The following is a 15,863-nucleotide window of genomic DNA, read 5'->3' on the forward strand; positions in this document are numbered from 1 at the left end:
ATGAAGGGTGCTGGCGTCGATCCAGTCAGCACCTTGCCCCGCGAGGCCGCCACTATGCCCTCTGAACCTTGCTTGCAGGATGAACACCTCGGCAGCCACTTCCGTGCGCTGGACAGCTTTCTGTTCGCGCATCAGGCCTTGTGGCGACCCAAACCGTTCACGCACCTGCGCCTGCCCTGGGAAGACAAATACCCTGAGCTGGCGCACTGGCTGCGACAACGCACGCTGGAGCAGGCCGAGGCCGCGCACAACCACCCGGCGCGCCTCGACGCACCGTTCCCGTTCACGCAACTGGCCAGCGAAGCCGTTGCCCTCAGCCATGTCTGCGAATTGCCCGCTCACCCTCTGCAGCCCGTCGATGCGCGCATGAGTGTCGACGTGCCGGGGCGCAAATGGCAGCAGATCGAAGCCTTCGCCAGCCATCTGGACAAACGCGACACTGCGACTCACTGGTTGGACTGGTGCGCGGGCAAAGGCCATCTGGGGCGTCGGCTGATCGAGCGTGGTCAGCGCCTGACCTGTTTGGAGCGCGACCCCGCGCTGATCGAAGCGGGCCTGACCCTCAGTGCCCGGCAAGGCATCGAGGCGCGGCATGTGCAACAGGACGTAATGGCCGACGACGCCTGGCGCTGCCTGCAACCCGAACACACACCCGTGGCGCTGCATGCCTGCGGCGACCTGCACATTCAGTTGATGGAGCTGGCCAGCCAGACCGGCTGCCGCTACATGGCAATCGCGCCATGCTGTTACAACCGCACCCGGCACGACCTTTATCAGCCGCTGTCCGGCGAGGGCAAGGCGTCCGGTTTGAAGCTGTCGCGAGACGAACTCGGCCTGCCACTCAGCGAAACCGTGACAGCCGGCGCTCGGGTACGTCGTCAACGCGACACCTCGATGGCCCGTCGCCTGGGCTTCGACCTGCTGCAGCGCAACCTGCGCGGCATCGACGACTATCTGCCCACGCCTTCGCTGCCGACATCATGGCTGGACGCGTCCTACGCAGACTATTGCGGCCATCTGGCACAACTGAAAAATCTGCCGGCTCCCGGCCAGCAGGACTGGCCTGCTCTGGAGGCCGCTGGCTGGAAGAGGCTGGCCGAAGTGCGCAATCTGGAGCTGGTCCGCGACCTGTTCCGCCGGCCGCTGGAAATGTGGCTGGTGCTGGACCGTGCGATGTATGTCCACGAGCAGGGTTATAGCGTCAGCGTTGGCACTTTCTGTGACAGCCGGATTACACCGCGCAACCTGCTGATTCTGGCTCGAAAATCGTGATGTAAATCGATTGAGCAACCTGTGGATAAGTCTGTTGATGAAAATGTGGATGAGTGCGTTAAAGCTTGGCGCACCAGTTACTGAAGCCCCTTATTTTTTCCCGCAATCCTTTCCGGAACCCGCAAAAACAATGCCTTGCGGCCCATTCCGTCCAAATACGTATATCTGGTAACACGCGCATTTCTTTATGCAGCAATTGTGCATAAAGATTTGGTAAAGGCTCTGGAACAAGCCTTTTGCGTGGCTCGATCATGCACTGCAAAGTGCCTGTGCATGACCTGTCTGGCGCGAGGTTTCACACCTCTTCGACACACTCCAGCGAACGCTCGACCATGACGCTCGCCATTTCCACCATGTGCATGGACGCGAACAGCAGATCACGTTGCGATCCGGTCAGTTCATTGCCCAGTTCGTGCGCGGTGGCCGATGCACAACGCAGGAAATCCAGTGCATGTACCAATGTCGCTTCCAGGCTGATGAAGTCGAACTTGCTGTCCTGGGCTTCCTTGGCGGGTCGCGAGACCGGCAGGTAATACGCCATGGCACGCTTGACGACGGCATTATCGAAGACCGGCGCGGTGCCGGACTGTTTTTTGGGGGGATCGGGGGTAATTTTGACCATGCTTAGCTCCTTCTATGAAGTCGCTGCCTTTTCGCTACTAAACGAAGGGCGGCAACTGTACGCGAGTTAGTAGACCGGTGAGCTAAGAACCGGCGCACCCGAAGGTGCCAAGCGCACAGTCGCCATAGCATCGGGACAACGCCTGATGAAGCGCGGCTGTGTTACGCCTTAACTCACTACGGGCTACTAAACCCGATCACTGATGTGCAGCGACGGGCGGAGAGTAGAAGCACATATCGAGGGGCGCAAGCGGCTAGGGATTCTCTCGGAAATGTCCTTCAAAAGAAAGAGATCAAGCCTGCAAAAACCGGCCTGAAAGCGTTGCAAAACATGATCTCAACACACGTGTGCAGAACCCGTTGGGAGCGGACCGGGCGACGCGTCGCTTATCCGCGAAGACTGAACAGGCGACGCCGCATACACGTCACGGCTCAACCGCTAAAACTGATCCTCCTTCAACCGCGCAAACGGCACACTGCGATTCTGCAGCTTGCGCAGCGTCAGCTTGTAAGCGCTGGACTTGATCTGACTGCCCATCGGCGTTTCCTCCAGCAAGATCCGGCCCGACGCAAAAGCGCAGCCCGTGCTCATCATCTTGTACTTGAGCAGATACAGCCCCGGGTCCATCTTGGCAAACGTAAACACTGCTCCGGCTGGCACGAACGCATGCCGAAACGCTCTGCGCCCCACCGCATCCGTGACCTTGGCATACACCGCCGACTCGCCAGCCGAATTATCCACAGTGATCTGCGACCAGCCGTTGTCCTTGAGCACCGGCATGTCCTTCACATAGCCCGGCTTGTCCGGCCACGGCGCGCCCATCGGATCAAGCGCCGGCACCTCACACTCGGACGCCGCAGCATCCACCGGTTTGGCAGGGCTGGCCGCAGGCTCCTCAACCGGCGTAACGGGCGCTGGCTTGACCCACGTCTGCGCAACCGGCACTGGCTCGGCTGGCACATAGGCCTTGCCTGCATCCGGGTCGTAGCCCATCCATGCCCCGCCCGCACAAAACACCACAAACACCAGTGCCCAACGCCAAGCGCTGCGGCGACGCTTGCCATGGGAAGATGATGCAGCGGAAGAAGAAGCCTTGGCAGTCGGGCCCGGCCGAGCCGCCCGGGAAGGCGTCACAGTGGCTGCAGCAGAAGTGGCGGCGTACGCATGAACCGCCTGGCCACCCGCCGCACGCGCCTGCTTGCGACGCAGCGCGTCCATACGCGCCTTATGCTCATCGGCGGCAAGCTGAGCGTCATACGCCGCACGCCGTGAAGGGTCCGCCAGCACATCGTGGGACGCGTTGACGACGCCCATCATGTCCGAGGCGTACGGGTCGGGATTCCTGTCCGGGTGCAGCTTCTGCGCCAGCTTGCGATAAGCCCTCTTGATCTGCTCAGGAGAGGCATCGCGAGCAACACTCAGCAGCTCGTAATGCGTAGGCGTTCTCTGCATTGCACTTGCTGTCCATGGCTGACTGCCATTTTTGATACAGCTATATCGGCCAAAAAGCCCATATCTCCAGTGCAAATGCCACGCAAGCAGAACCAGCCCACAAGAAAATGCCCGAATCCAGAGGATCCGGGCATTTCTTGAAACATCGATGAAGCTTTCGTGAGCGTCCAGACGCACATTCATGCGATTCAGACAGCCATCCTCAGCCCCACCCTGCGCAAAGCCGAAAGGCCAGACGCAACTGCAAATATCCTTCAACAACTCTTCAGTGAATGACCCGTCCGCGGCATACAACACCCCAAGTCCGGTTACGATCCATCGCGCCACTCATGAGATAGTCCTTTATCTGCCTGGCTGAAAAGCTAACGACCCGTGCTGCTGACTCAGTAGCCTGGGCCGTTGAGAACAAGCCTATGCAAAGCCCTCCGCTCCCGCAACCGCCCCAAAATGCCTAGCCCCGCTCCGCGCTCTTTCATGCACCAGATAGCCATCAACGCTGGACACATCGGTTTGCGCGACCAGGTTAAAAAACCAGCGCTCCGATCTGCAAAAGCTGTTCGTGCCAGCAGCAAAATCAACACCCAAAACGGCCCCGATCCGCCCCACCAAACAGACCATTCCGCCAAAACCAACAGAAACGTCCTGCACCACCACCCGCCCGTATCCGACCCGAAGCGCCAACGGTCGACTTTTTTCAACTGAATCAGACAGCTAGGCTTTACAAGCGCATCAGACTCTATATACTCGCAGCCCATTACGCCGGTATAGCTCAGTTGGTAGAGCAACTGACTTGTAATCAGTAGGTCCCGGGTTCGACTCCTGGTGCCGGCACCATATAAATCAAGGGCTTGCAGCGATGCAGGCCCTTGTTTTTTCCCCCAGACGTAATAAGCCACGTAACAAGGCCACCGATCGGGCCTGTCTTACGCGCTCCCCGTCGAGCTCCAACCGCAGCTACAGACGCTCATGAGCAGTAGCGCGAGACCCTGGCCAACCGCTCGGTACAGGGTGCCCCGTTCAAAATCTGAGGGGGGTCAGAAAAAAGGTAATATTAGTAATACGGCTCGGGAAAAATGGCTGCAGCCCTTGCAGGCCGTGGCTTTCAGCGTTTCCGGGCAAAGGTAATATTGAAGCGATACAAAGGCGATAATATTACCTTTTACTAAAGCTATATTTTCATTCCCTAAAACCCAATGAATCCGGGGGTTTCAGGAAAATATTACCTTTCATATCGCTTCATATTACGTTTCGATGTAATACGCGCAGCCCAGTAAAACCGTGGCCTCCAGCCTAGGTTCGTGGGTCATATAGCTAATATCGCTCTTTTTGAAAACACCCTCCCATACCTGAGATTCGATCTCATTTAAAACGCCCTTTTTCGAAAACCTGACTGCAAGGCATGAAGGCCTGTAGATCGTCACCAGCGCGTGCAATCGTGTGCAATCTCCAAAGGCCCCTGAATGCGGCTACAGATCCCGGTCTGCTTGAGTTGTAGAGGTTGGATCTGATCTGGCCGCCGATGCCCTGGTGCGCAGCTTTGAGACCGGTGTCGATTTGGAAAACCACCCCATTCCTCGGTTTTCCAATTTTTCGCCCAAGCAGGCCGGGCTTCCGAGGATTGCCCCCGCCTGCACCGCCCTGTCGCTCGCTGTGCAAGGCGCTGACATTTTCCTGCACAAGCTTGCACGTTGTGCAATTGCAGCTCCCCTACGCAACCCCACGGCTGGCTTGGGCTGGAGTATTGCTTTCATCGCATCTGGGTTTGCACAAAAAACGGACGCGGACCCCGTCGGCGGGAGGGGGATAAGTGCTTTTTCCACTGGCTTTTTGTTCGCGACCTTCTTGTTAGCCCATGATTCGACCCTGCTGCACCTACCTCATTCTTGGCAACAAAAACCCTTGGGTCTGTGCCACACAGCTGCCACAATGAGCCTATGAGCATTTTTTTTGCGGCAATGCACTCCGTGACAGCAGAGTGTTTTCGCGTGCGTGGCTTACTACCCACCTGCGCGAAACTCACGCTAACTGCAGATTGCCGAGTGCATATGCATCACTTCGATTATGTAACCCGTGGTGGGAAAGCTGTGAATCGCCCCTGGTTTCCTAGACACCTCCAAGCCTCATAATGAGGCCCAAATAGGAGGTGCCATGAGTCGTCAGCGTTACCCCGAAGAATTCAAGATCGAAGCGGTCAAGCAAGTGACCGAAAAAGGCAAACCTGTCGCCGATGTCGCCCAGCGCCTGGGCATGTCCGTGCACAGCCTTTACGCCTGGATCAAGGTCTACAGCAAGCCCCAAGAGCAGCGTCAGCAAGACGACGATCAGCAGGCAGAACTGCGCAATCCACGCGCTGAACTTAAGCGCGTGACTGAAGAGCGAGACATCTTAAAAAAGGCCGCCGCGTACTTTGCCAAGGAGTGTGGCTGAAGTACGCCTTCATCAAGAAGCACTCGACTGCTTACCCGGTGAGGCGCCTTTGCCAAACCCTCAAGGTGCACGCCAGCGGCTACTACGCTTGGCTGGCCGAGCCTCAATCTGCCCGAGCGAAAGAAGATCAACGTCTGCTTGGCTTGATCAAACACGCTTGGCTGGAAAGCGGAGGTGTATACGGCTATCGCAAAATTCACGATGACCTACGTGAGCTGGGAGAGGCATGCGGGCGAAATCGGGTCGGGCGCTTGATGCAGGCGGAGGGGCTGCGTTCGCAAACGGGCTATCGGCGGCGTCCAGGGTTTTACGGTGGAAAACCAACAGTGGCCTCGCCCAACCACCTCGCGCGGCAGTTCAAGGTCAGTGAGCCGAACAAGGTCTGGGTGACCGATATCACTTACATCCGCACCTATGAAGGATGGCTCTACCTGGCAGTAGTGCTGGATCTGTTCTCACGCCAAGTAATTGGTTGGTCAATGAAGCCAAGGATGTGCAGCGACCTGGCTATCGATGCGATGTTGATGGCTGTGTGGCGACGCAAACCACAGCAGCAAGTAATGATCCACTCAGACCAAGGCAGTCAGTTCAGTAGTTCAGACTGGCAAAGCTTCTTGAAGGCCAACAATGTAATCAGCAGCATGAGTCGGCGAGGAAACTGCCACGACAATGCCGTAGCCGAGAGCTTTTTCCAGCTTTTGAAGCGGGAGCGAATACGTCGAAAGATCTACACAACGCGTGAAGACGCCCGAAGTGATATTTTCGATTACATCGAAATGTTCTATAACCCTAAACGCCGGCACAGCAGTGCTATGCAGCTGTCTCCAGTAGAGTATGAGAAACGTTATTTCCTGAGCTTGGAGAGTGTCTAGGAAACCAGGGGCGATTCAATCAGCAGCTGACGCATATGTGGAGACAGAGCAAGATGGAATGTCGAGAGGAATAGCGCCCACCCATATGTCGTGGAACCGAATGGCTCATCTGGACACTCAACTATCAATTTTAGGGTAGCTAGCCAGCTCCTTGATCCAAGAGCCATGTCGAAAACAATCTGAGGTACGTATGAAGATAAATATGGCAACGCCATCGATAGCTATTTTGCATCATCAGGAAAACCATGTTCCACAGGCAGCAAGTGCGCCTCAACCTGAGCATGGGCAAACAAATGAGCAACAGCCTCTGGACTTAGCATTGAGGCCCAGAGCACGCGGGATACATCCGTTTCTAGCCTTGATGTTGGGTGACAAAGGCTGCGCATCTTCTTCAAGTGTAAGTCTAGGTGATGATTCTACTACACAAGTTAACTTAGAAGATTTTGCGGTCGAGTCAAGAGATGTTAATCGAAACAACATCTGCGCAGGTCTTTCCACCGAGTGGCTTGTTATGAGCAACAGCGGCGACGCTGAGTCGCGCATGGACCACCTTGACTATAATGGAGAAGGACAAAGTAACGGAGCACAGAGGCATCAGGTCTATGACGATGCTTTAGCCTCGGCACTTTCAAATGACGATGAAGCGCCGTTTTTCACTGCTAGCACCGCTGTCGTCGAGAATGCAGGTTTCTCATTACGCAGAGAACCTAAAATTGTTCATGCATCAGGTGGTAGTGCGCAATTAGCCCAAACATTGGCAAACGATTTGGCTCAGGCAGGTAGAAAACACTTGCTAAGCTTGCGCTTTGCAAGCGTTCAAGGCCACGCAATCGCTAGTTCTTGTGAAGGAAATAGGTTCAAATTGTTCGATCCCAATCTTGGTGAGTTTCAATCATCCCGTAGTGAAGCCCCCCAGATGCTTAAAGCTTTGATCGAACACTATAACAACTTGAATTACGACGTACACTGCGTAAACGAGTTTAGAGTTTCTTAGTGTTGAGTTGGTAGGTTTCGTCCTGATTTATGGACATAGCTACGCGGATAAGTGCAACCGTTTTCAGTCGACAATTGAAAAGCATCAGATACCGCTATTTCGCTTTCGATTGATCCCTAATCAGCATTTCAAAAAAAGGGTGATGCCCGACATTTCCACGCAATTAGGCTCTGTACGAAAAGTCGACGGCGAAGGTCAGGCAAAGCAAAAACGGGGTAGGAAGCGAAGTCTACGAGTTGTAAATGAGCATTCCGAGCCTGTTTTTAACGCAGCATTACCGATGCGTAGCCACTTTACGTACAGAGCCTAGGACCTGCAGTATTTGTTGCGCCCTAGCCCATCACTTGCCGAGCGGTACCTCTGGCGTCCAGCAGACGCCGAAAAAGCCCGTAAGAGCGGGCTTTTTTGTGGGATCGATTGAACATAAGGCGCGTTTCAACCACGTAACAAAGGTCAATAGGCTGCCGTATTTCAAGCATTTCAGGCATGCGCCACGTAACAAGAGTATCTGTAACCCCATGATTTATAGGTAAAAAGCACCTTCCTTGTAATCAGTAGGTCCCGGGGTCGACTCCTGGTGCCGGCACCATACAAGGTTTCAAAGGTGGTTTTTGCAGCCTTTGGAATCTCCGAAAAACCCGCCTTTTGGCGGGTTTTTTCGTTTTGGGCGCTTAGTCAGTTGAACTTCAATCGTCAAATTCGCGGTGATCAGCTAGGCCACGCGGGCCCATCCAAGCAAGGCTGCAAAGCCGCCGCCCTTAGATGGACCTCAATTAAAAATCTAAAGCCAATGCGAACTTTCTGTGGAAAACCACAGATTCCACTGGTAGATAATCTCATCCACAGCCGCAGAATTCCCGAAAACCCGAGCCTTGACCCAATTTATTCACAGGCGTAGAGAAGATCGGGCAAAGCGCTGTCGTTGACAGCAACCCAGGCAGCCAGAACCTTTAAGGCTACGCCACACCGTGGTGGTTCTCCCAAAGTGCGATTAGCGTCCGGCGGCTCGCACGGTCACAGCGATGTGATGGATGCCTACTTTTACCAGTGTGCCCACTGCGGCAACTCATCCCCTTTCATAGCGGCCCCGCAGCAACCTATCCGCTTGGCCATTTCCTTGCGCCAACCTGCGCCCGTCTCTTTCTCCTGGAAAGAGACGGGCGCTCCTACCGCTGCTGCAGCCCAACTCGTACAAGGCTTTGCGGCATTCCCCCTCGTGACAATCGGCGTGACAAACACCGTAGTCACCCGCAACAGCGACGCAGATGATGGTGCCTGTTGCCGCTGACCGAAAACTGACCCAGTAGAGGCTCTTCTGCCGACTGAAAACTGACCCAGGTGTTCAACTGCTTCTGCTCACTTTTCGAGCAGGAGAACACAGGGTGATCAGCATGGAAATGTTGGGAAAAATCCGGCGGATGTATTTCCGCGACAAGCTCTCGCTGCATCAGATAGCCAAGCGTACCGGGCTGTCTAGAAACACCATCCGAAAATGGGTCAGAGCGCCCGAAGCCACTCAGCCAGCGTACCAACGGTGCGCAACCTTCAATAAGCTCAGCCCTTTTCACGAGACCCTGGAGCAGGCGCTCAAGCGCCGATTCGTTCCGGCCAAAACACAACCGCAGGAGCGCCAAAGCACTTTTTGAGCAGATCAAGGCCGAGGGTTATGACGGCGGTTACAGCCAGCTCACGGCGTTTGTGCGCTCTTGGCGAGGCGAGCAAGGCAAGTCTTTACGCGCTTTTGTACCGCTGACGTTTGCGCTCGGTGAGGCCTTTCAATTTGACTGGAGCGAAGAAGGTCTGCTGATCGGTGGTCTTTTTCGACGTATCCAGGTCTCCCACATGAAGCTGTGCGCGAGTCGCGCATTCTGGTTGGTTGCGTACCCCAGCCAAGGCCACGAGATGCTGTTTGATGCCCATACCCGTTCGTTTGGAGCGTTGGGTGGCGTGCCGCGTCGCGGCATCTACGACAACATGAAAACGGCTGTCGACAAGGTTAACAAAGGCAAAAGCCGCACGGTCAACGCCCGGTTTTCCGTGATGTGCGCGCACTATCTGTTCGATCCGGACTTCTGCAACGTGGCCTCTGGCTGGGAGAAAGGCATCGTCGAAAAGAACGTGCAGGACAGCCGGAGGCGAATCTGGCTCGATGCTCAAAATTGCATGTTCCATACCTTTGAGGAGCTGAATGTCTGGCTCGGCCAACGTTGCCGGTCGCTCTGGAGCGAACTGGTGCATCCGCAGTACAACGGGCTTACGGTGGCCGAGGTCTTGGAGCTGGAGCAGATCGAAATGATGCCAATGCCGACGGCATTTGATGGCTACGTCGAGCGTACCGTGCGGGTCTCCAGCACCTGTCTGATCAGCGTGGCGCGCAATCGTTATTCGGTACCTTGCGAGCGTGTGGGCCAATGGGTCAGCAGCCGTTTGTACCCTTCGCGGATCGTGGTCATTGCCGACGAAACGGTGATCGCCAGTCACGAGCGCCTCTTTGATCGAGATCAGGTCGGTTTTGACTGGCAGCACTACATCCCACTCATCGAACGCAAGCCTGGTGCATTGCGCAACGGCGCGCCATTTGCTGATCTGCCAAAACCGTTACGGCTTCTCAAACGAGGACTGAGGCGTCACACCAACGGTGATCGAATCATGATGCAGGTACTGGCTGCTGTGCCAATTGCGGGTCTCGAACCAGTGCTGGTGGCGGTGGAGCTGGTACTTGAATCGGGAAGTCTGAGCGCCGATCACATCCTCAATGTCGTTGCCCGCCTGACCTCCACCGCACCACCTCCCTGTGTAGAAACCAGCCTGCAACTCAAGGTCGCGCCTGTTGCCAATACGGCACGCTACGACCGGCTTCGTGCGACCGATGAGGAGAATCGCAATGCGTGACCTAATGACTGAACTCAAAGAACTTCGTCTACACGGCATGGCCAGTGCTTGGGAAGAACTGGTCTCTCAAGGAACAGCGTCGACGGCTTCATCGAAATGGCTGCTGGAACATCTGCTTCAGCAGGAACATGCGGATCGCGCGGTGCGCTCGGTGAATCATCAGATGAACATGGCAAAACTCCCCATGCACCGTGACTTAGCTGGCTTTGACTTCAGCGCTTCCAGCGCTGATGCCCGGCTGGTCAGCGATCTATCCAGCTTGGCGTTCACTGAAACCGCGCAGAATGTCGTGTTCATCGGCGGCCCTGGAACCGGGAAAACACACCTGGCCAGTGCCTTGGCTGTATCCGGAATCACGGCCCACAACAAACGCGTGCGCTTCTTTTCCACGGTGGATCTGGTGAATCTGCTGGAGCGTGAGAAGTACGATGGCAAGGCAGGGCGAATCGCCCAGGCACTGCTGCGCACAGACCTGGTGATACTGGATGAACTCGGATATTTGCCCTTCAGCCAAAGCGGTGGCGCCCTGTTATTTCACCTGCTGTCCAAACTGTACGAACACACCAGCGTGGTCATCACCACCAACCTGAGCTTCTCGGAATGGTCGAGTGTGTTTGGCGACGCCAAGATGACCACCGCGTTGCTGGATCGGCTGACACACCACTGCCACATCGTCGAAACGGGCAACGAGTCCTACCGCCTACAACACAGCACCTTGGCCGCCCAGACAAAGATCAAGTCACGGGAACGAAAGCGCAAGGACGGATATGATGTCGAGGACGATGAGCCATTTTAATCCGCACCATAAATGCCCTGCTGCATGCGGTGGGGCTTGATGCGTCTTGAATCGGCACACTGCTGCTAAGCTTATCCACAATTGCTGGGGCAAAAATCAGCAATCCGTCCTGGGTCAATTTTCAATCGGCAGGGTGGGTCAGTTTTCAATCAGCGCCAACATGGAAATGTCACAAGGTGAAAAAGAAATGACAACCTCTACGCGTTCTCATGATGAAAGCGTTCTGGAAATGCTCCGTGAAGACGAAGCGTTTGCCATCGAATATCTGTCTGTTGCGCTGGAAGAAATCGACGAGGATGGAGGTGAGGACGTTTTCCTTACGGCCATCCGTCGATTGATCGAGGCGAGAGGTGGCATGGGTAATCTCTCAAAAAACACGGGCCTGGCCAGACCCAACCTTTACAGGTCTATCGCTGCTGGCGGTGACCCGAAGCTATCTACCATCCTCAAGGTGCTACAGGCACTGGGCGTGGGAATGTCAAAGGTCGTTTCGCACAGAGCTGACATGGGCAGCCAGAGCTCAGACCAGTGACGATTTCTCCCCCCGAAATGGTGCCGCTTTCACAACAGCGAGCAGTTTTTTGTAGTCGTCAGAGCCATCCGGGAGTGAAGCTGTTTGGCTTTATCTGCTCTCAGCGTTTTGTGAGGATTGTGAGCATATTTGCCAGTCGTCAACGCCTACATGCCTGACCAGTATGTAGCCACCACCGTTAGCCACATGATTCTTGATTTCATAATCCCGCCAGTCCGCCATCGCTTGGCCACAAATGTCTTGCGGCTTGCGCTCGACCAGCCAGGCGGCGGCATTGATGAATTGCCCATGCGAAAACACCGCAATGCGCTGGGCAGGATGCTCCGCAATTTGCGACAGGAAAGACTGCACTCTCGCTATAAATCCTGAAAAAGTCTCTGCCCCTGCTCCATCCTTAAACGCTGGATCTGACCTGGCCCAATAAGCCTCAACCCAATCCCGCCTCTGAGCAACGGTCGTGTTGGCGCATCGCGCGGGTTCGAGGTAGGTGAACTCCTGAATAGACCAGGTTTCAAGCGGGGTGGCAGGGAAGGTAGCTGCGGTCGCCATGGCGGTTGCCTGCGCTCTGGAAAACGGTGAGGCAACAATCAAATCCGGCGCATGTGTGAATGATCGGGCCACTGACTGTGCTTGTCCCACCCCCTTCAACGTAAGAGGAATAGTCGCGTGATCCACACTGGCTTCGCCTGCGTTGGCAGCGCTTTGTCCGTGACGAATTAGTCTGACCTGCTTCATTAATCAGAGACTCGCATGAGTGTAGAGGCTCGGTCCATTCAAGCGTACGCCCCCTTCTGGCAAAACCTATCAGCTTCAGAGGGCATACAGGGCGTCGATTACCATTCGCGCAGCGCAATCAGCTCCTCAATGTCCGCGTCGGTGAAACCATAAGCGTCAGCTATTCGTATGAAATCATCAGCAATGGCTTCGCGGGCGACGGTTTCGATCTCACTGCCGTTCTCTTCGAACGCCTCCTCCAGCTCGTTGATTTGTTCTGTCGCTTGGTGAGTCAGGGCATACAGCGCGTCCAGGTCGGAAGGCTTTTGCTGCTCGACTTCGTGGCACAGGTTGATCAGCACGTCTTCGCACATTTTCACAACGGCATCAGGGAAATACTCGTCCTGGTACATGCCTTTCAGGAAGGTGTGTCTGGCCATGGTTTCATTGGTCAACTGCATAGGTATCCCTCGTCGATGTACAGTGGGCGCGCGTGAATCCAATTGAGGTGACAATCTGAGATTTATTACAAGATTATTGCGCACTCTGCAGTGCTGGGCGCATACGGCGCGGGAGCCAGGGCTGATAGTCAAAGAGACAGTTGTAACTTATAACTCCATTGCGAGCACCGAAGATCAGGTTTTCTAGCCATGAACGACCCCCTTGATTACAAAATAATGGATAGCATTGTCGTCTGCATCAACGATACCGCAGGCTTTGGAAGAAAGGCATTTGAAAGCTTCAGCTTGGCGACCGATGTCGCGAGGGACATGGGCGTAGATGGCGATGACGCAAATGATTTGATGGTCGAGTTCTTCGAAAGGTTCTCTATCGATCTTAACGATTACGACCCTTATCGGTACTTTCTGGAAGAAGGTTTCAGCTTCTTTTCCTTCAGGCGCGCCAAAGACAGACGCGGAAACATACCGCTGAGGGTGGGCATGTTGTATTTAGCCTTGAAAGCGAGACGTTGGGATACACAAGCATTTGAACAAGCCACATTCAGCGATGCTCCACTGTATGAGCGCACAGAAGATATCCCGATTGATGGCTACAAGATAAAGAGTCGGTGATCTTGGCTATGCGAAGCGCGTGGTAATACATAGCAGACCATGAGCTGCCAAGGTGTATCGGGAAAGAACAGCTCCCGAGGCAAAGCTCACAGAAACAACCTGAAAACCTTCCCGCCCTCCTGCCCCTCAAGCTCCCCCAACCTCCGTCGATACTCTCCTTACACCCCGCAATCATGGATCGATGAAATGGTTATCTCACTCACCCCCGGCAACAACACGTCTCCGCACATCACGCTGCCCAATTCCGGCATAACGCTCACGCCACAACCGCTCAGGGACGCGCAGAAAGAAGCGCTGAAGAACGCGGCTGCCAATACGCCCGCCGTTGTTTATCACCCGAGTACCGAAGTGCCTGCGAGCACCGAGCCGATGGAAGCAGTCGATACCTGGATCGGCCGTTCGCAGTCGCCTGACTTCCCGCAGAAGGCGGCGCAGCACGGTAATTCGACGGAGGCGCTGAAGAGTTCGTATGAGGCGTTCAAGTCGACGCTGGCATCGGTTTATCCGGATCTGGCCAGCAAGAAGTTTGGCTTCACGATCGAGGCAAACGGCAATCTGAAGGCAACCAACAGTTCCGGTGAGTTGAGCGAGGCTAACACCCAGCAGTTGAACACGCTGCTGAACGCGTCCAGCGGGCTGAAAGCAGCAGCGACGGCCTATCGGGAGACGGCTATCGACATGGTCGATGCCGATTCTCCCTGGAGCGGCAGTTATCTGGGTCGCTACAACCTGACCAAGGAAAACTTTGCCAGCTCGCTGGACCTGGGCGCGTTGTTTATTCCCAAGACGTCAACGCCGTCGAAAGAGCAGGTAGACGGCATGTTCTTCAACCAGTTGGCCCAGAAGGGTGAGTTGCACACCCAGGAAACGGAGACAGCCATGCTCGCGGCACGTGCGGCGGAGAAGGCTGCTTCTGCGGGTTGATCCCAACCCGTCAGCACATCGGCAGACGTTGCGGGCGGAGGTAGTAGTTGTCGAACTCGCCGCTCTCAACGAGCTGAAATCCGTGGCGAACGTAGAAGCGATTTGAGTCGCTTTCTTTCAGGGCGCCCACCCGTACTGCCGATGCAGTTGCGTCCGCTTGTGCGAAGACCTGCCGAAGCACGGCAGAACCAATGCCCTGCCCTTGAACAGCCGGCTTGATATACAGGTGATCCAGCAACAGGCCGTCGCTGGTCGGTTTGACGACCACGAAGCCGACCTTGCCGCCGTCTACCTGAATGTAGTGTGTGCATGACGCAGAAAACCCTTCACGGAAACGCTCTCGGACTCGCACCAGATCAAACCGTCCAACACGCTCGAGGCTTTCGCGCATGGCCTCGATACGTATGGCCACCAAGGTTTCGAAGTCTTCGGGCTGGACGGTTACCAGGGTGATGTCGGGCCCGGTGTTGCGGGTCAACGGCATTCGGGTCACTCTCTGTTTATCGGGCAATATCACTTGGGCTGGTGGTTATGGGCAACAGGTTAATGCCGGGTCGGCCTCTACGTCAGACGTTCGAAGCGCCTGCTTGCAGCGCTCGCGCCAACCACTCCTCCCGCGTCATTTCCCAAATTTCCACCTCAAACCGTCCGCCAACAAACTCCCCGTCCTGCGTACTCACTTTGCGCATGCCCTCGCTGATCGAGATGCGCCGCGAGGCTTCGTTGGGGGCGGCTTTGGGCACTTGCATCAGGGGCATGCCCATCACGTCGAACCACTGTCGATTGACCACACGACAGGCCTCTTTCATGTAGCCGTTGCCTTGCCAGTCCGGGTGTAGCCAGAAGCCGCGGTTGTTGCCGCGGTGGGTCATGAGGGTGATGCTGCCGATGATCTCGTGAGGTGCACTCTGCAGGCGCATCATCCAGTGCCACTCGCTGCCATTTGCCATGGCGGGCAGCGCGACATCCTGAATGTAACGTAGCGCACCGTCCGGTGGATAAGGCCAAGGGACGCGATTATTCAGGTAACGCACAATGTCCCATAGCGGGAAGCGCTGCTGAACCGCTGGCGCATCCTCGAGCTGAAGCGGCGTCAGCAGCAGACGCTCGGTGTGCAGCGTGGGGGTGGTAGTCATGACGATGTGCCCTTCCCTGGAACAGTGCTCACAGGATGAACGGTCCCGTATGCCGGGGATTTAAGTCGAACTGCTTGATGTAGACGGGAGTCTATCCAGCATCTTTTACACATCGGTAACGCCAGTGCCCAGAATCATTACGGATCAGACACCTCAG

The 15,863-nt window shown here is 55.6% G+C and carries 13 protein-coding genes, 1 tRNA gene and 1 pseudogene; 9 read left to right on the forward strand and 6 right to left on the reverse strand.

Features of this window, described 5'->3' with window-relative positions:
- Positions 1–1,272 (forward strand): methyltransferase, encoded by a 1,272-nt coding sequence (locus MME58_RS25135; protein WP_055006254.1) that lies wholly within the window; start codon positions 1–3, stop codon positions 1,270–1,272.
- A 295-nt stretch (positions 1,273–1,567) separates the two neighbouring features.
- Here the strand turns inward: MME58_RS25135 and MME58_RS25140 are convergent, their stop codons facing one another.
- Entirely contained in the window at positions 1,568–1,894 is a 327-nt protein-coding gene (locus MME58_RS25140) for a DUF6124 family protein (protein WP_055006253.1), read from the reverse strand.
- Between the two features lie 438 nt (positions 1,895–2,332).
- A complete protein-coding gene (locus MME58_RS25145) occupies positions 2,333–3,346 on the reverse strand; it encodes a J domain-containing protein (RefSeq protein ID WP_055006252.1) in 1,014 nt (337 codons plus the stop codon).
- A 758-nt stretch (positions 3,347–4,104) separates the two neighbouring features.
- Here MME58_RS25145 and MME58_RS25155 point away from each other — a divergent pair.
- The 6 genes and pseudogenes from MME58_RS25155 (at position 4,105) to MME58_RS25180 (ending at position 11,859) form a co-directional block, all read left to right on the forward strand.
- A tRNA-Thr gene (locus tag MME58_RS25155) sits at positions 4,105–4,180 on the forward strand.
- Between the two features lie 1,314 nt (positions 4,181–5,494).
- A protein-coding gene (locus MME58_RS25160) for an IS3 family transposase (protein WP_241409109.1) occupies positions 5,495–6,645 on the forward strand; the annotation gives its coding sequence in 2 pieces (ribosomal slippage) (positions 5,495–5,729 and positions 5,729–6,645; 1,152 coding nt in all).
- A 202-nt stretch (positions 6,646–6,847) separates the two neighbouring features.
- Positions 6,848–7,639: a YopT-type cysteine protease domain-containing protein gene (locus MME58_RS25165; RefSeq protein ID WP_158506055.1), complete on the forward strand. Its 792-nt coding sequence runs from the start codon at positions 6,848–6,850 to the stop codon at positions 7,637–7,639.
- A 1,391-nt stretch (positions 7,640–9,030) separates the two neighbouring features.
- Positions 9,031–10,531 (forward strand): annotated as a pseudogene (istA, locus tag MME58_RS25170) (IS21 family transposase).
- On the forward strand, positions 10,524–11,327 hold the full coding sequence (istB, locus tag MME58_RS25175) for an IS21-like element ISPsy20 family helper ATPase IstB (protein WP_054986916.1): 804 nt from the start codon (positions 10,524–10,526) through the stop codon (positions 11,325–11,327). Before istA ends, istB begins: the two are co-directional and overlap by 8 nt.
- Positions 11,328–11,493: 166 nt before the next feature.
- Complete coding sequence (locus tag MME58_RS25180; RefSeq protein WP_054985187.1) at positions 11,494–11,859, forward strand: addiction module antidote protein; 366 nt, start codon at positions 11,494–11,496, stop codon at positions 11,857–11,859.
- Between the two features lie 90 nt (positions 11,860–11,949).
- On the opposite strand, the gene MME58_RS25185 is transcribed toward MME58_RS25180, so the two are convergent.
- Complete coding sequence (locus MME58_RS25185; protein WP_054985188.1) at positions 11,950–12,594, reverse strand: histidine phosphatase family protein; 645 nt, start codon at positions 12,592–12,594, stop codon at positions 11,950–11,952.
- Positions 12,595–12,692: 98 nt separating this feature from the next.
- Positions 12,693–13,034, reverse strand: coding sequence for a DUF5713 family protein (locus tag MME58_RS25190; protein WP_055007190.1), 342 nt, complete (start codon positions 13,032–13,034; stop codon positions 12,693–12,695).
- Positions 13,035–13,223: 189 nt separating this feature from the next.
- Here MME58_RS25190 and MME58_RS25195 point away from each other — a divergent pair, with 189 nt between their 5' ends.
- Complete coding sequence (locus tag MME58_RS25195) at positions 13,224–13,646, forward strand: DUF1493 family protein (protein WP_054985190.1); 423 nt, start codon at positions 13,224–13,226, stop codon at positions 13,644–13,646.
- Between the two features lie 186 nt (positions 13,647–13,832).
- Positions 13,833–14,570, forward strand: coding sequence for a hypothetical protein (locus tag MME58_RS25200; RefSeq protein WP_055007191.1), 738 nt, complete (start codon positions 13,833–13,835; stop codon positions 14,568–14,570).
- A 10-nt stretch (positions 14,571–14,580) separates the two neighbouring features.
- Here MME58_RS25200 and MME58_RS25205 read toward each other — a convergent pair whose 3' ends face one another.
- A complete protein-coding gene (locus MME58_RS25205) occupies positions 14,581–15,054 on the reverse strand; it encodes a GNAT family N-acetyltransferase (protein WP_055007192.1) in 474 nt (157 codons plus the stop codon).
- 82 nt (positions 15,055–15,136) lie between these two features.
- Entirely contained in the window at positions 15,137–15,706 is a 570-nt protein-coding gene (locus MME58_RS25210) for a GNAT family N-acetyltransferase (RefSeq protein WP_055007193.1), read from the reverse strand.
- Positions 15,707–15,863: the final 157 nt, after the last annotated feature.

This window comes from Pseudomonas syringae pv. tagetis (genome assembly GCF_022557255.1).
In the GTDB taxonomy this organism is placed as follows: domain Bacteria; phylum Pseudomonadota; class Gammaproteobacteria; order Pseudomonadales; family Pseudomonadaceae; genus Aquipseudomonas; species Aquipseudomonas caricapapayae.

Excerpts from the sequence above, each read along its gene's own strand:
- MME58_RS25135 (WP_055006254.1), top strand. The coding sequence starts at position 1 with ATGAAGGGTGCTGGCGTCGATCCAGTCAGCACCTTGCCCCGCGAGGCC.
- MME58_RS25140 (WP_055006253.1), bottom strand. The coding sequence starts at position 1,894 with ATGGTCAAAATTACCCCCGATCCCCCCAAAAAACAGTCCGGCACCGCG.
- MME58_RS25145 (WP_055006252.1), bottom strand. The coding sequence starts at position 3,346 with ATGCAGAGAACGCCTACGCATTACGAGCTGCTGAGTGTTGCTCGCGAT.
- MME58_RS25165 (WP_158506055.1), top strand. The coding sequence starts at position 6,848 with ATGGCAACGCCATCGATAGCTATTTTGCATCATCAGGAAAACCATGTT.
- istB (WP_054986916.1), top strand. The coding sequence starts at position 10,524 with ATGCGTGACCTAATGACTGAACTCAAAGAACTTCGTCTACACGGCATG.
- MME58_RS25180 (WP_054985187.1), top strand. The coding sequence starts at position 11,494 with ATGTCACAAGGTGAAAAAGAAATGACAACCTCTACGCGTTCTCATGAT.
- MME58_RS25185 (WP_054985188.1), bottom strand. The coding sequence starts at position 12,594 with ATGAAGCAGGTCAGACTAATTCGTCACGGACAAAGCGCTGCCAACGCA.
- MME58_RS25190 (WP_055007190.1), bottom strand. The coding sequence starts at position 13,034 with ATGCAGTTGACCAATGAAACCATGGCCAGACACACCTTCCTGAAAGGC.
- MME58_RS25195 (WP_054985190.1), top strand. The coding sequence starts at position 13,224 with ATGAACGACCCCCTTGATTACAAAATAATGGATAGCATTGTCGTCTGC.
- MME58_RS25200 (WP_055007191.1), top strand. The coding sequence starts at position 13,833 with ATGGTTATCTCACTCACCCCCGGCAACAACACGTCTCCGCACATCACG.
- MME58_RS25205 (WP_055007192.1), bottom strand. The coding sequence starts at position 15,054 with ATGCCGTTGACCCGCAACACCGGGCCCGACATCACCCTGGTAACCGTC.
- MME58_RS25210 (WP_055007193.1), bottom strand. The coding sequence starts at position 15,706 with ATGACTACCACCCCCACGCTGCACACCGAGCGTCTGCTGCTGACGCCG.